This window comes from Bathymodiolus platifrons methanotrophic gill symbiont (assembly GCF_002189065.1).
GTDB lineage: Bacteria > Pseudomonadota > Gammaproteobacteria > Methylococcales > Methylomonadaceae > Methyloprofundus.
In genome coordinates this window covers 18,200-32,933 of sequence record NZ_BDMN01000021.1, presented here as the reverse complement: position 1 = coordinate 32,933, position 14,734 = coordinate 18,200, and the positions used below count along the sequence as shown (strand labels likewise).

General features: G+C 47.2%; 22 protein-coding genes. 2 read left to right on the top strand and 20 right to left on the bottom strand.

Annotation, left to right across the window (positions count from 1 at the left end; translation table 11 throughout):
- Positions 1-3 precede the first annotated feature (3 nt).
- The 20 genes from CDZ78_RS01460 to CDZ78_RS01365 form a co-directional block, all read right to left on the bottom strand.
- A complete protein-coding gene (locus CDZ78_RS01460) occupies positions 4-372 on the bottom strand; it encodes a hypothetical protein (protein WP_140413840.1) in 369 nt (122 codons plus the stop codon).
- A gap of 113 nt (positions 373-485) precedes the next feature.
- Positions 486-686, bottom strand: coding sequence for a hypothetical protein (locus CDZ78_RS01455; protein WP_140413839.1), 201 nt, complete (start codon positions 684-686; stop codon positions 486-488).
- An 82-nt stretch (positions 687-768) separates the two neighbouring features.
- Positions 769-1,188: a hypothetical protein gene (locus CDZ78_RS01450; protein ID WP_087868363.1), complete on the bottom strand. Its 420-nt coding sequence runs from the start codon at positions 1,186-1,188 to the stop codon at positions 769-771.
- A 3-nt stretch (positions 1,189-1,191) separates the two neighbouring features.
- On the bottom strand, positions 1,192-2,136 hold the full coding sequence (locus CDZ78_RS01445; protein ID WP_087868362.1) for a phage tail-collar fiber domain-containing protein: 945 nt from the start codon (positions 2,134-2,136) through the stop codon (positions 1,192-1,194).
- The gene (locus tag CDZ78_RS01440) at positions 2,136-2,858 is read right to left on the bottom strand and encodes a phage tail protein I (RefSeq protein ID WP_167374138.1); all 723 of its coding nucleotides are present in this window, start codon (positions 2,856-2,858) and stop codon (positions 2,136-2,138) included. The genes CDZ78_RS01445 and CDZ78_RS01440 overlap by 1 nt, the downstream gene beginning before the upstream one ends.
- Positions 2,851-3,747, bottom strand: a complete 897-nt coding sequence (locus CDZ78_RS01435; RefSeq protein WP_087868360.1) for a baseplate assembly protein — start codon at positions 3,745-3,747, stop codon at positions 2,851-2,853. The genes CDZ78_RS01440 and CDZ78_RS01435 overlap by 8 nt, the downstream gene beginning before the upstream one ends.
- Positions 3,744-4,079 carry a GPW/gp25 family protein gene (locus CDZ78_RS01430; RefSeq protein ID WP_087868359.1) on the bottom strand — a complete coding sequence of 112 codons (336 nt, stop codon included), beginning with the start codon at positions 4,077-4,079 and terminating at the stop codon, positions 3,744-3,746. Before CDZ78_RS01430 ends, CDZ78_RS01435 begins: the two co-directional genes overlap by 4 nt.
- 2 nt (positions 4,080-4,081) lie before the next feature.
- Positions 4,082-4,519: a phage baseplate assembly protein V gene (locus CDZ78_RS01425; RefSeq protein ID WP_230990553.1), complete on the bottom strand. Its 438-nt coding sequence runs from the start codon at positions 4,517-4,519 to the stop codon at positions 4,082-4,084.
- Between the two features lie 151 nt (positions 4,520-4,670).
- The gene (locus tag CDZ78_RS01420; protein WP_087868358.1) at positions 4,671-5,150 is read right to left on the bottom strand and encodes a hypothetical protein; all 480 of its coding nucleotides are present in this window, start codon (positions 5,148-5,150) and stop codon (positions 4,671-4,673) included.
- Positions 5,147-5,662, bottom strand: coding sequence for a phage tail protein (locus CDZ78_RS01415; protein WP_167374137.1), 516 nt, complete (start codon positions 5,660-5,662; stop codon positions 5,147-5,149). The genes CDZ78_RS01420 and CDZ78_RS01415 overlap by 4 nt, the downstream gene beginning before the upstream one ends.
- Before the next feature lie 22 nt (positions 5,663-5,684).
- On the bottom strand, positions 5,685-6,008 hold the full coding sequence (locus tag CDZ78_RS01410; RefSeq protein WP_087868356.1) for a head-tail joining protein: 324 nt from the start codon (positions 6,006-6,008) through the stop codon (positions 5,685-5,687).
- Positions 5,995-6,315: a hypothetical protein gene (locus tag CDZ78_RS01405; protein WP_140413838.1), complete on the bottom strand. Its 321-nt coding sequence runs from the start codon at positions 6,313-6,315 to the stop codon at positions 5,995-5,997. Before CDZ78_RS01405 ends, CDZ78_RS01410 begins: the two co-directional genes overlap by 14 nt.
- Before the next feature lie 25 nt (positions 6,316-6,340).
- On the bottom strand, positions 6,341-7,351 hold the full coding sequence (locus tag CDZ78_RS01400) for a major capsid protein (protein ID WP_244559140.1): 1,011 nt from the start codon (positions 7,349-7,351) through the stop codon (positions 6,341-6,343).
- A gap of 34 nt (positions 7,352-7,385) precedes the next feature.
- Entirely contained in the window at positions 7,386-7,772 is a 387-nt protein-coding gene (locus CDZ78_RS01395) for a head decoration protein (RefSeq protein ID WP_087868354.1), read from the bottom strand.
- 15 nt (positions 7,773-7,787) lie between these two features.
- A complete protein-coding gene (locus CDZ78_RS01390) occupies positions 7,788-8,882 on the bottom strand; it encodes a S49 family peptidase (RefSeq protein WP_140413837.1) in 1,095 nt (364 codons plus the stop codon).
- A 335-nt stretch (positions 8,883-9,217) separates the two neighbouring features.
- Complete coding sequence (locus CDZ78_RS22815) at positions 9,218-9,589, bottom strand: hypothetical protein (protein WP_087868352.1); 372 nt, start codon at positions 9,587-9,589, stop codon at positions 9,218-9,220.
- Between the two features lie 206 nt (positions 9,590-9,795).
- Positions 9,796-11,178, bottom strand: a complete 1,383-nt coding sequence (locus tag CDZ78_RS01380) for a phage portal protein (protein ID WP_087868351.1) — start codon at positions 11,176-11,178, stop codon at positions 9,796-9,798.
- A gap of 5 nt (positions 11,179-11,183) precedes the next feature.
- The gene (gene gpW / locus CDZ78_RS01375; RefSeq protein ID WP_087868350.1) at positions 11,184-11,411 is read right to left on the bottom strand and encodes a gpW family head-tail joining protein; all 228 of its coding nucleotides are present in this window, start codon (positions 11,409-11,411) and stop codon (positions 11,184-11,186) included.
- A 9-nt stretch (positions 11,412-11,420) separates the two neighbouring features.
- Complete coding sequence (locus CDZ78_RS01370; RefSeq protein WP_244559139.1) at positions 11,421-13,409, bottom strand: phage terminase large subunit family protein; 1,989 nt, start codon at positions 13,407-13,409, stop codon at positions 11,421-11,423.
- The gene (locus CDZ78_RS01365; protein ID WP_087868348.1) at positions 13,399-13,941 is read right to left on the bottom strand and encodes an elements of external origin; all 543 of its coding nucleotides are present in this window, start codon (positions 13,939-13,941) and stop codon (positions 13,399-13,401) included. Before CDZ78_RS01365 ends, CDZ78_RS01370 begins: the two co-directional genes overlap by 11 nt.
- Before the next feature lie 117 nt (positions 13,942-14,058).
- Between CDZ78_RS01365 and CDZ78_RS01360 the strand changes: the two genes are divergently transcribed.
- Both CDZ78_RS01360 and CDZ78_RS01355 read left to right on the top strand, forming a co-directional pair.
- Positions 14,059-14,271 carry a hypothetical protein gene (locus CDZ78_RS01360; protein ID WP_087868347.1) on the top strand — a complete coding sequence of 71 codons (213 nt, stop codon included), beginning with the start codon at positions 14,059-14,061 and terminating at the stop codon, positions 14,269-14,271.
- A 23-nt stretch (positions 14,272-14,294) separates the two neighbouring features.
- Positions 14,295-14,720, top strand: a complete 426-nt coding sequence (locus CDZ78_RS01355) for a DUF3489 domain-containing protein (protein WP_087868346.1) — start codon at positions 14,295-14,297, stop codon at positions 14,718-14,720.
- The last annotated feature ends 14 nt before the right edge of the window (positions 14,721-14,734 follow it).

The following is a 14,734-nucleotide window of genomic DNA, read 5'->3' as shown; positions in this document are numbered from 1 at the left end:
AGGTTACCTGTAGAGAAAAATAATCACATAACGGTCCATCGTGGCAGGAGCCACAGCGTGAATCTGTGTGATGTCATCAATGTGAATAATTTGGCCTGCCTTATCGGCAATGTGTTCAGGCTTGCTGGTATCGTTATTGTGATACCAGATAAAAGAGCCACTACCTGACTGCAGGCTTAATACGGTAAATTCCAGATAGCCTTCGTTATCGATATGCGGTGGCATATAACCACCTTCAGGCGTCCAGTTAATGACCCAGTCATCAAGCTCACGACCGGTATATTCCGGCGCGATGAGACTGATCATATTTGACAGGTGCTCCGGGCAAGAAACCTTACCGCAGGAGTAATATTGGCCTGCTGTGTTATCCAAACCAAGATTCGGATTAAATCGAGAACGATCACGCCAGTAGGCTTTGTCTAATGTCTGTATATCATTGCGGAGCTTTTGCGCTAATGGTGGTGATAAGTGATGGCTCGTCCATATCACTGTGGCGTACCCGGATGGGTCGTTCTCCCCATCACTTCATGTAGGCCACCTTCAAGCTGGGCATTGAGTCGATCACGTTCTGCCTGTTTATCCAGGTACTCGTAGCCTTCTTGTAATGCGTAAGCTTCTTTATAACGTTCGTTGTTATCAACAATTTGCGGGGAGTCGCTATTTTTGCGAACGCTTGTTTTGGGCATCCCAGCCCAAGCAAGCAGCAAAAACTTAACGCGATCTAACGCTCAGACTCCGACAAAACAACGGCCCTACGGCTATCGCGGACTAAAAATCATCACTTCGCTTAGGCTCCGTTTCCCTGATTTTCAGCGGTTGAATGTAGGTACGCATTTTTCTGTAATCGGCCAATAAGGTCTCATCCAGTGCAGCGGCAGTGATCAAGTTATCTAACACGCCATAAACAACATTGAGCTGGTGGTAATAACGATACTGGCGAAAAACTTTGTCCTGACAATCCGCATCCAGTTCAGTCTCCGAAATCACTGTAGTTTGTTGTGATATCGGTTTTATTTGCCCTGTATTAAAATCGCCTTCCCAGACTTCTGTATCGGGATCAAGAACAACGGTTTTATATTTAAAGTGTGTGTCATCACAGCCTGCCTCGGTCAATGACATGGCATCAGTGCCATAGGTCATTCCAATGTAGGCATCGGTAAACTTGTTAAAAATTAAAATCACATTCATTGTCTATCCCCAGTAACCATTGTTGCTAGTAGCGATAGCGCGCCAACTACCGGCTTTAATTAATGTTGTTGTTCTGTCATCCGTCCACCAGGCACTACCGTTGCCTGTACCACGGACATAGCGATTACGATAAAGAACAATAATGTGATCATTTTCGTTAAAACCACTGTTAGGGTGAATGGCTAATGCCCAGTTCAAAGCCGTTGATGAACTCGATGTATTGCCGGTAGACCGGACATCGACATATACCGCCCGTGGCGCACCGGATAAAACAACATAACGATCATCATGGTTATGCGCCGATGGTGGGAACGAAGCAGGTTTTTCGTTAACTTCGCTCCACGTATGTTGATGTGACAAAGCGGCATAGGCCGCATCGTGCTTGTGTGCTAATTTTGAGTAACGCGCATCCCCATGAGAACGCATACCCTTGGGAGTGACTGCCTCATCAGTGACGGCTCCTGCCTTTGATTCTGTGGTTGTTGCAAAACGCATGACACCGAGTTTGGTCGTTGTCGCTGGAGGTAAACTAACGCCACCGGTTCCAACGACGGTGACACTTTCTGCGGGTAATGCCGCCAGTGCCATATCAAAAGCCAGTAGCAAATCCACACCAGCAGCTTTATAGGCTAGCGCTTGTGTTTTATGACTCCAAATAGCAAGCAGTGATCCATCGGCAAGATAAAAACCAATTTCACGCACCCAGTATTCCAACTGAGTACCATCCTCTACGGCAGTAATATGAATTTGCGTCGGCGCGATGCGTTCACCATTGCTGATCGGTACCCGACGACGTTCGTTCTTTAATGCTGTGGCAAAACTATCTGGTTCCCAAGCTTGGTCACCCAGCGCAATTTCAGTGATCTCTGCTTGCAGGCCTGAGTTGCTGGCGTTAAATACAGCCTGCAAACCTACCTGTGTAATCACGGGTATTAATGTGCTACTCATTAGATCTCCATCGATACTCTTACAAGAGTGAATGTTCTTTGTGTCACCACGGCCACGGGTGCTGATACGCTTAAATATCCCTGGACCACAGGACGGATGTTATTTCTAGCCAACATCAGTGACTTGATTAATGATGCGGATATCATTCCCATCGATGCGGTGATGGAACCTTGTTTCGCTTCAAACTCTCGTCGCAAACTTAAAGATGTTCCCATCAGTACAGCCACGCCGAGGTCCCGACAAAACCGAGCTCCGACTTTAAAACTGTAATGAGAACGTACCGGCTTTACGGCGTTGACTGATCGCTGTAATGCTGCGTAATAGTGCGGCGTTAAAAGTGGCTCACCATCAGCGCGATAATTTTCACCAGCCCAAGCCGTCAATGAAAAAGTATGTGGTTCGCCTTTTTGTTCGAACCATTCACGAAGTTCAACCTGTACACCAAGAATTTCTAACGCTCGTCTTACCGAATGAACTGTTCCTTTTTTTCTGTGAATAGCAACACTTTGCTCAATGACTGAGCGTTTAATTAAGTCAGGCCAATCACTATCCCATTCATCAACTGAAAGCGCCCATGCTAGCCAAGGCAACAATTCTGCTGGGCAGGATTCTGGTTTCCAAAGATCGCGGATGGGAATCGGTAAATCAGTCCCTTGACCCACTACCTCTTCAAGTATTCTTTCTTGAGCAATAGCATTAGGCGGTAATAAAGATTCACTCATCACGCCCACCATCGGTAATGCTTATGTTTGTGCACCAAGCTGCCTGATGGGGTGCAACCACAAAATCACTTAGCGGTGAGATGAGATCTACACGCTGGACACCTTCTTGATGTAATGCCGCATAAAGGCCAGATAATGTAATGTCATTGCCTAATAGATGATGACGGATCACATAATCAGTGACAGCTTGCCTTGCAACTCTTCTAACTATTTCTGAATCTGGCCCGGTATACAGCACTAATGATGCTTCTACTTGATAGGTCAGTACATCTGCTGCCTGGACGGTTAAATGATCCGTCAATGGGCGCACATCTTCAGCATTGAGTGTTGTCTCAACTGCGGCCAACAATTCATTGGACGGCACACCTTGACCATCATCTGAAAGAACGGTGATGACAACTTCACCCGGTGATGGACTCGAAACATCAACGTCTTTCACCTGAGCGCTTGCCGCCAATGAATGAAAAACATAACTGCCAATCGGACCTGCTGTACTGTGACCTTCAAGACTCAACTGCACACGTTTACGAAAACGATTATCGTCTTCATAGGTCGGCGGCACCGGTGGTATGGCTTCACTGTCACCCGCATCAACTAATTGGCGTTCGACACCAAAAAAGGCCGCTAAATTATCCAGATCAGTTTTGCGTGCATAAGCAAGCATGACTGCTTTGCTAGCATCATTAATACGTGCACGAAGTAACGTTTCACGGTACGCCGCAACTTCTAATATTTTATAAGCTGGATCACTTTCAACAATGGCGGTGAACTGATTGTCACGGCTGCGTAGATCGAACAGCATGGTCGCGAGTATCTGTTCATAATCCAGTTGCTCTACCACCTCCGGTGAAGGTAGTTTGGCAAGATCAATTGCTGTGAACCCACTCATAATATAATGCCTTCTAGCTCAATTTTCTTCCCATCTGGTAAATAGGTTCCTTCCAGAAGCAACTCCACCTGCCCAGGCTCTGCGGTTGTCACGCGCACTCTTGTCAACTCCAGCCTTGCTTCCCATTTAAGGAGTGCCTCAGCAGTTGCTGCATAAATTTCTACCAAGGTTGTTCGGTTAATAGGCGCATCCACTAATTCAAATAATCGTGAACCGTAATCCCGACGCATCACACGTGTACCAATGGGAGTCGTCAAAATATCAATAATCGACTGACGCAAATGCGCCTCACCAGCCAGATGTTGGCCGGTGACACTATTCATACCTTGCATGTTTACTGACTCTCGTTAGGAGATGCTGTGCTGGAGCCACCTGATTTCACGCCACTATGAGTGTGACTGTTATAGATATTGCGATCAGCTTGCATTGATCGCGTATGGTCTGTGATATCACCACTGGCTTTGATGTGACCAGTAACAGTGACATCACCAATAATGGCTATGCCGCCATCCGACACAAGTTTTGTTGTGCCACCACTGGGTAATATGGCTTCAAGATGATGGGCAGCGCGATCATATTCAATAACAGCGCCATCGGCATACACGGTACGATGCACATCAGGCCGATCACCTTGTGCAGGAAAACGTTGCTGATTGATAGCACCCAAGACAACACCTTGTGCAGGATCACCACTGGGTGAAAGCACCATGACTTGTTCATTGACCTCAAAGGCCCACCAACAATTATCTGGACCTGAACGCAACGCCAACATGGGTAGCCAGCCTGTAAGCAAGTCTGCTATACGGGACCCGGCAAAGAGGTATCACGCCACTGTAGTTAACTTCTTCAATACGCCCCATTTTAAGTAGGTTCGCAACACGTCGATGCAATTCAGTGATTTCAAAGTCAGACTCCATCGATGGTTATTTCCTCATAGGCATTATTGCTACCGATGAATACCTGTTTTGGACGACACCTTTTCCGTCCCAAACAGAATCGCCCACACGAATTGAGTGCGTCCATTCGATCAGCCAAATAATATGTCCCTGAAGTTCTGGTGAAAAATGATCAGGAGCCGCTTGTTTAATCTGTGCACGACCAATATTTTTCTGTGGCCACGAATGGCTAAATAGCCATGTCATTATTGACAGTATTAAAGATCGAATTATCTTGTCCGTCTCTTTTTGGGATTCAGAAACGATGACGCGTGCTTCCCAATGCGTAATAAGCGCAAGCTCATCCGTACCCGGATCAGTGTCCGGTTCGAGTTCGACCAGATCGACAAATACAGCGGGTAATGTCACCTCATCCATACGCCGTGGATAATTTCCACAATGCTGAACACCTGTTAACTGTGATATGCCTTCCAGTATTTCCTGATGTAATAATTCAAGATTTGTCATGCGGCTTTCATTGCATATTTGAGTTCATGTTCAAACAACGTTTCAAAACGTGACATGGCCTGCTTATCTGCCAAGGCCTCCATGACCGAGGCAATACGACCGGTTGTCACCAGCTGGACCTCTCGAATGGGTAAGCGTGATTTTCTTTTACGCCGAAAAACACCCCGGTGACCGCTCGGCATTGTGGAAATAAATGCCCCATCATATTGACGTTTGCCAACACGGGTACCTCGCTTGTTCTGACGAGGCGATCCTAGTTCACTCGCCTTGATCACACCTGCTGTTTTACCGATAGCCACTCCCGCATAGGGATTACTTCCCTTGGCTCGCAATAGGATCAATTCTTTACGAATAGCGCCCACACGCACGTTGAGCGACTGCGCAGCTTGTCTTGCGATATGAGTTCTCATCCAACGCGCCGTTTTATTCAATGCACGAACAGCCGCCGTTTTAATCTGACGTTCACTCGCACCCAGTGCAATATTCCACTCACTAAATTGAGGCTGTGGCATCACTGTAATATTCAACATGGCATTATCCTGATTCTGGCAAAGATTCTACGGACCAAATTAAATGATGCTGGTCCAATTGTGGCTCACGCTCTATTCGGTAGTATTGTTCCTGTAGACATATTTGATCGCCTATGTGCGGCTGGGCAATCTCACTGACCCGAAACTCAAGTAGCGGATTTTCTGCATGTATCCTGCCTTCGCCTAATTGATAAAGATCTTCTGGCCGCCTGGCTATGACGCGAATGGTTTGAGTTGAACCTGACAATGATCGGTATTCGGCATCTGTTCCCAGATGCCGAAATTGACTATCGATAGATCTTGAAAAACGCGCTTTACTGCCGATCATCTTGCATCAGATTTTGATAAGCATCCCATGCCTTATCTCGATCTGCTGCGGTGATATCATGCTCCAACACTGACTCAATAGCCTTCACATTTGGTTTGCCGTCTTTACCGAACAGATCAGGTGATAAATCACCAATGGCGTCAATAATGGCATCGTTAAGATCGGCAGGATTAACTACCGAACTTTCATCCGCTTTAGCCAAGCCACGGCCAATCAGTCGCTGGCCTTCTTTATCAGATACATCGACAGGATGACCCGGCAATACCACCTCTAAATCTTCGCCTTTACCTAACCGTAATGCGGTCATTGGAATAATTTTCATATCAATAACCTCAACGTACAGTCGCGCAAAAAGAAGCATTCGGACGATACGGCACAATCAGTGGTGCTGATTGCATCAGTAACCAACGAACAGCAGGGTCTTCTTCTAACCATGATTTAGTGAAATAACGCGTGGCTTTATAACCTGCCTTTTCATCCTGAATCACGCCATAGCAACGGGTGCCTTCAAGCAGACCCCGGCTCGCCATAATGACGGTATTCTCTGGCAGTAAGCTTTTCGCACTACCATCGTCATCAACATAGACGTCGTTGTAGACATAGAAATCAAAGTCACCAATTGAACCAACATATCGGGCCTTCTCATTACCTTGACCACGCACCATCGGATCAACATTGATGTCAATGCCGGTACCACGTCGAATATCTAAAAGGCGTTCAACCTTTGTATTATTCTTGAAGAGTCGCCATGCCTTTGGGTCCATGATGACCGTTCTAGCTGCAACGCCAGACTTAGACTGTATCAAACCAGCCCAGTCCTCAATATCATCCAGCACATTGGCTGTTGGCATATCCCAGGTATTGCCTTCACTCAGGGTCATCGTCAGCATCGGATCACGCTTAAAATCAACAACCACTGTTGGATAATTATCACCTGCAACCGTCACTTTACCCGTACGCAATGTCTCTGATGCCATCACTTCTTCACGCCGTGTTAGGTTTTCTAGCTGATTGACCAAGGCACGATTAACCGCTGCCTCACGCCGATACTGGGGTGATAATGCACCGCCGATCTGTTCACCAACCATGCGTTTTAGTGGTGCGTTAGGATCAAAGCGTCGCTTATCTTTTACATAAGCTGGTTTGAAACTCATGGTCTCAAAACCTTCAGCATCTACAACCTTGCCTGCAACCAATGGGGATACAAAAGGTGCAATGCGAGGACGTGATTTATCAATATCAAAATGGATCTCCTCAGACTCTTCTGTCTGAATAGAACCAAAAAAACTGTCCAGCAAAAAAGAGGACGAACGCTCTAGATGCTCAACCGTTCGATTGAGCACATGGGTAGAAAAAATATCAATCATAATTGTCTCCTTATACGGGTTGATTCTGACGCAGGAATAATCCACGCGTGCGAAATACGCTGCGTATGGATTCCAACGTGTGACCAGCGCCTACGTTAAGCGCTAGCTCGTTAAATTCTCCAGTGAAATAACCAACCGCTTGTTTGTCTCCATTGGTAGTGTCCACGGTTTCGCCCAAAATAATATCGGGGACTTGCGAGCCATCCACTGCATCTGCCGCGCTCAATAAATAGCGACCATCTGCATCAATGCGACCCAGCACACTACCAATCGGTAAAATTGCGCCGCCGGTTACAGTGAATATGCGACTGACTCTTGGGTATTCTCCTGCGATCAAATTCTCAGGCGTAACCGATCCTTTATCGTTAAATCCTTCTGCTGTTCCGGGTATGCTCATTTTAGATTCCTCTTGTTATTGGTATGACGCTAAACGCTGCGCCACATCATCGATATTTTCTTCCTGCTCATCTGATGCAGGTTCAATATCAGGGTTATTGACTGTTGCCATTGCACGCTCAAAGCCTGATGTGTTATTGGCTTCAACGGCTTTCACAGGCTTAGATACTGGTGCAGCCTTGAGCGCTGCATTTGCAGCATCAGGTGCCATATCCGTTTCAAAGGCCAAATGTCTGGCAAGCGGACCACGCCCATCAGCACTCTCTGAATCGATGATCGCGGCAATGCGTTCACGTTCTTGTTGTTGCCCCTGAGCGATCAGACTGGCAGCCAGATCTGGGTATTTTTCATTCAGCATTTTTATGTCCATTCGTTTTTCCTCATGGTTAAATGAAGAACCCGGCTTATTGGCCGGGTTATTGTTAGGTTTACTATCAGGGATATTAGTTATCGTTTTCTCCAGTGATCCAGTGTTATCTGCCAGCCCACTGTGTACCGCCTTCTTGCCAATCAACACATCACCGGCTCCGAAGTCTTTGATCACTTTAGGTGGGTCAACACCTCGATTCCTGGCAACGTTCTCGATAAAAACCTGCGCCATGGTGTCAATACGTGATTGCAAGCGTGAACGACCCTCATCGCTTTCAGGGTCCAACCGTTTATTAGGACTTTGTGACGAGACAATCTCAGTAGCCTGAGCAGTTTGCTCATCTCTGGATTTATAAACCGCCACCACACCGATAGATCCCAGTGCCGATGTTTCAGAAACAATGATCTGATCACAGGCTGATGCAATCCAATAAGCCCCGGATGCGGCATCACCTGAAGCATATGCGATGATGGGTTTTATCCCTCGTGCCTCATAAATCATGTTGGCAAACTCAGCGCAGCCGTTGACCTCACCACCTGGAGAATCAATATCCAAAACAATGCCTTTGATATCTGGGTTCTCTAGTGCCGAAGTAAAGTCTTTCGCCAAAATTTCATAACTGGAAGCACCGCTTACTGCCGTAAACAAATTGGCATAACGAAAAAGTGGCCCGACCACAGGAAGGATGGCAACACCATCTCGCTCCTGACTCACATAGCTGTTATTGAGATCTCGTCCCAAACGGGCAGCAACGGCTTGTGGTGAATCATTTTCACGAGCGGCAACTTCAATTATCGTCTGCAGTGCGCCCTCGGTTATTGCCCACGGTTCGCCCGTTGCTCTGTTCTATCGCTGAAAATCAGGGAAACGGAGCCTAAGCGAAGTGATGATTTTTAGTCCGCGATAGCCGTAGGGCCGTTATTTTGTCGGAGTCTGAGCGTTAGCGAAGGTGGAGACAAAATAAAAGGCCATCCGACACGGCGTCAAGTCATTTGGAGCCTATGTTCCGACCCCTTGTTGGGTCGGGACGAGGTGACGAGGACGAATCGGGGCCGCCGGAGGCATAAGTGGTCGCGTTAAGTTTTTGCTGCTTGCTTGGGCTGGGATGCCCAAAACAAACTTTCGCAAAAATAGCGACTCCCCGAATTCTCATTATCTGCTTCACTCGAGTTGTTATTGGTTGATGGGTCTAAACACGGAAGCGGTAATCCCAGCTCCTGCATTTTTGTTTGTTCTCGAGCGCGTTGTTCCAGCACTTCTTCCCAGTCGAGACCCTGTATGGCGCATTCGTCTTCCAACGTGGAAAGGCCAATCTCCATTCTGATCTTGGATGCCTGTGCCTCTTTGACAGGATCGATCCATCCTCGCCCTGGACCAATCCACTTGCATCGTGTCCAGAGTGCTTTGTTGTCATAAAATCCGGGAGCTTCGATCAGATCGAATGTCATATGGCACCTGACTTTCCCACTAGTTTATCGGATGGGATGAGAAAGTTTTTCTCCTGGATGGTGTCTTACGCTGAAAATCAGGGAAACGTAGCCTAAGCGAAGTGATGATTTTTAGTCCGCGATAGCCGTAGGCCCGATGTTTTGTCGGAGTCTGAGCGTTAGCGAAGGTGGAGACAAAATAAAAGGCCATCCGACACGGCGTCAAGTCATTTGGAGCCTATGTTCCGACCCCTTGTTGGGTCGGGACGAGGTGACGAGGACGAATCGGGGCCGCCGGAGGCATAAGTGGTCGCGTTAAGTTTTTGCTGCTTGCTTGGGCTGGGATGCCCAAAACAAGCTTTCGCAAAAATAGCGACTCCCCGATCCTTATTAATTGCTTCTTCTAGCCACAATTCATAAACCGGTCTGGCCCAGTAGGTTGCAAGCCATTGACGACGTCCCATAAAGAAACGCCAAGCTTCCATCAAGGCCGCGCGCGCCGATGAATAATTGGTTTTAGAAAAATCCTTCATCAGCAGTTCGAACGGTAAATTCAAACCGGTGCCGATATGGCGTAATATATTTTCAACGAATGTACCGTAAGCAGCGTTTGGTCGGCTCGGCGTAAAGGGTGCTAGCTTGTCTCCCGGAAAGATTGGGATCACAGCACCACCTTGCAGCTTGACCTGCCATTCATTTCTTGCAGCCATATAATCTTCTGACGAGCCACCAAAGAGTTCACTGATTGACTCACCATCGAGAGGTGTTTCAATAAAAGCTGCGATCATCGCGTTAACAACGGATGCCTGCAGCTCCGAGCGTTCATAGTGATCGAGCATCTTGAACAGTGGCATGATCGCAGAGAGAATAGGCTTGCCTCGGTTCTGACCGGTGCGTTCCTTATCGTGGATATGAATAACTCGCTGACGACCAAATTGAGTGCGGATAGAAACCCGTTGCCATTTTTCCATTTCCATTGAAATAGAAAGAAATCGATCACCTGGATGCCGCTTACTGATCCAATAAGCCTGCGGCGCACCATATCGATCAACCTCAATGCCACCACGAAGTGTTTTACTATCAATTTTTCCCGATGGGTTGCTCAGGCGATCAGTTTCAACCAGTTGAATTGCTGTTGAAAACTGACCAGGACGGTCTTTGATCCAAAGTGGTAAGGCCAGTGCCTCACCATTGATCAATCCCGAACGAAAAACCTGTGCTGTTAAACCTGCAAAGGTGAGACCTTGTGCTGCATCACAGTCAGTTGTTTCCGTCCAGCTACGCCATAGCGCCTCTGTTTTTCTGGACCACTCATCTGCCCACTCTTTGTCCCGACCCAATGCCTTGTAATCAGGTAAGGCGGATAATCGCAAACCTGTTCCAACAACGTTATCCACCAGGGTCTGAATAGCACCTGCTGCAATACCGTTATTGCGAACCAGATCCCGTGAACGGGCTACCAAGGTTGGCAGTTCATCCAGAAGATCCGTATCAGCTGAACCCAATGATGGTAACCAGCTGGATAATTCACGTGCCGAAAGTGAGGCTCCGCGATGCGCGGTATCCTGCGCCAGTGGTTGACCATTGGCCCCAAGAATTTGTATCGACATAACGTTTAAAACCTCATTAATATCGGTCCTCGCCTTAATCCACCTTCACGCTTAGCGATATCATTTTTTAATTTCGCTACATAGGCGGATAACTTGTCAGCGCTGGCTTGGTTATAAGTTGTCGCACCAAATCCGCCGACAGAAACGGTCACTTCCAATTCGCCAGTCATCAGGCGATGCAATGCCGCCTCGGCTTCAAAAAGCCGCTGCTTTAATAGGATTAAATCAGCCATTATTGTTCTCTATAGATAAGGATCATCGACAAGCGCCGATGGCCGCTGCATTAACTTGGGTCGACTCTTTTCTTCTCGTTGAATAGATTGAGATTGCTTGATCTCATTGTTTTGTTTTAACGACGGAGTAATGACACCCATCGCTTTCTCTAATCGCTTCCAATGTATTTCCTTGAAACGATCAAGACCGTAAATACTGGCTGCTGAACGTGCATAAACGCGGCAATCCAATGCCTCGTTATTGCGCGCTGGATCTTTTTCCCAAGTCGCCTTGGGAAAGCCTTTGTGCAATCGAATCACGCGGCGCTCAGCGGTAAGCTGTTTAAAATATTCCTCGCCATATTCTGGGTAATGACAGGTGCCGGGTGGATAATCTTCACCAGCGTCCAATTCCTCATCAGTAAGTCGCGGTAGTTTTAACCAGCGATACAGTTCCACCTTGGCAACCGGACCACTGACATTCCAAACACGTAAGCCTTTACGCTTACCGCCGGTATCAGCTTTGGAAACACTCAATATGAGTGCTGTATCTTGATCACGACCCTTAATTGCAACCGCCGTTCTTGGCTGAGATGCTCTGGCACCAGCTCCACCCCAAACCGCTTGCGGATAGTTTCTCACCCAACCATAAACGTCTTGAGTGGCGTAGCCTGAATCAACACACATCACACGAATAGGCAGTGTTCCACCTGCTGCGTGTGACCAATCATTAGCCAGTAAGGCATCCAGTTTTTTCCAAACACCTTGCTGGGCAGTGTCACCATCGAGGACTTGGTAATCTATTGACCATGAAATCTTGTTACGACCCCATGCAACCACTTCACATTCAATCCGGTCACGTTGAATATCGACGCCTGCTGTTAGGAATAATCCATCGGCAGGGACAACGCCGATCGGATATTTTTCCCGACGTTCATAAATCCGCTCCCATTCAGGTGCTTCAAATTCTTCTTCATAAGGTTCACCTAAAACTGTGTTAACAAAACCCTTCATTAAATCAGGACTGCTCTTTGCAACCTCAAATAATCGTGCGGCATCAGCCCATGAAAACCAACCTACAGGACTGTAAAGTGATGACAGGTGATAGCCTTGAGTTCGTCCATCACCTTCAGCAGTGGGTACCCAACGACCCTTTGCCAACATCTTTGTTTTATGGTGTTCATCAATCAGAACACCACAGGATTCACAACAATATTTCGTCTCATCTGGCTTGCCTTCAGGCCAACGCATTTGAGTGAATCGTAGTGCTTGTTCAAAGCCACATTCAGGACAAGGTACTTGATAGTAACGCTGGTCTGACGCCTCAAACTCACGTTGAATCCGTGATAGCCCTTTGATCGTTGGCGTACTCACCAACAACACCTTGCGGCGGCGTTGAAAAGTAGCACTACGACGCTCTGCAAGCAGGATCGGATCACCTTCACCCTCCACATCACCCGGATAGCCATCTACCTCATCCATAAACAGATAACGTGCAGGCATTGAACGAAGGCCAACCGCGCTATTCGCTCCAGTCATAACCAGAACACCACCGGGGAATTCTTTAGAGAGCACCGTATTGCCTGAGTCTCGACTGCGGGCCGGGGCAACCCGTTCACGCAGTTCAGGAACATCTTCAATCTGTGGATCAATACGCTGGCGCGAGTTACGTTTGGCCATTTCCACCGTGGGTGAAACAGCCATCATTGGACCCGGTGCAATATGGATCACATAGCCAACCCAATTATTACCTGCTTCGGTACCACCAACCTGTGCACCTTTCATAAAGACAACACGTTGTATCGGTGATGATACGGACAAGCAATCCATAATCTCTTTCAGATAAGGTGTGCGTTTTGTACGCCAGCGTCCAGGTTCTGCAGCAGACTTGGAGGAAAGAAACCGATATTTATCAGACCATTCGGAAACCGCCATAAATGGATCAGGTTTCAGCCCTTCATACCAGTTTTTTTCAATCTCAAGTGCGCCATCATAATGTTCTATTTCATTAGTCCACACGCGGCTGGACGTCGGCGAGTTCTGAGAGGTGTTGTCTGACATAAGCTTCCAGCATTACATGCATTTTATGCGCATCAACGTCCAGTTCAGCCGCCATTTGACTTGAAATACGCGCAGGCCAACTCACCCAGGCATCACGCTCTGATCGTGCCAGTTTGAATACATGTGCCAATGCACTGGATCGATCAACGAGCTCATTTTTAATTTGTTGCAGGCGAATACGGTTAGTTTGTGCCTTAAGCACTTCGTTGGCGGTTCTGGCCTGCATATAGGTGGTTCCACCACCTGATCCGCCTTGTTCTTGCAGCGTATCGTTTACCGCATCGATTGCAGCGGTCGAAACCGCCTTACGTTTTTGCTTTGACTTTCGCTGTTGCCCAACATCGGTATTTCTCACCCATTGCGCATCGGCTTTTACTGGATCAATCGTGCTATCTGACGCCTTTGAAATACGCCCAGATTTGATTGCTTTACGTACCGAAGCTTCAGATACACCTCGATGGCGGCCATAAGCACGGTTGGAAATCCCCATACCTTTGCCTCATTTTTTTAATTGCAGCTTTATCCGAAAGATAAGCAGATATCAGTTGATTAGATGCCTATATGAAGCGTTCATGTGTACAACGAAACAACACATGGAGCCAAGATAATGAGCCAACAAAGCAACGCATTAGATACATTTTTAGCCCGAAAAGCAGAAATCGACAACGCACTCGAACGCTTAAAAGCACTAAGTGATAACCATTTCAATGCACATCCCGATGAAATCAACTGGGGACATGTTGGCGACCTTGGCCACTATGCCGAATTACTCAAACAAATTACCGACGCCGCCTTTCAAGAAGGCGAGCACGCCGAATAATTTTTAACAGGAGAACAAAAATCATGAAATTGACCACTACCCAAGAAAACATTCTCAATGCAGCATCGAATCGATCAAGCGGAAACATTGAACCATTGCCAGACAATATCAACGCAGGCATTAAACCTCGCGTCATTAATGGTCTATTAACTCGCCAACTGATTGAACAGTCTGGCGACACTTACATTATTAGCCCAGCCGGATACACCGCTATTGGCAAACAACCAATAGCCAAAAAATCACCGCATCGAAAAGGCACAAAACAGGCCGCCATGATTGAGATGATGCGCCGTCCAGATGGAGCCAGCATTGAAGAAATTTGTGCTCAAACCGGTTGGCAGAAACATACCGTGAGGGGCGTGTTTTCAAACACACTTAAAAAACGGCTCGGGTTAACCATTACATCTCACAAAGATGAAGATGCTCCAAGGCGTTATCAAATCGTTTAGAAGACAACACCTTA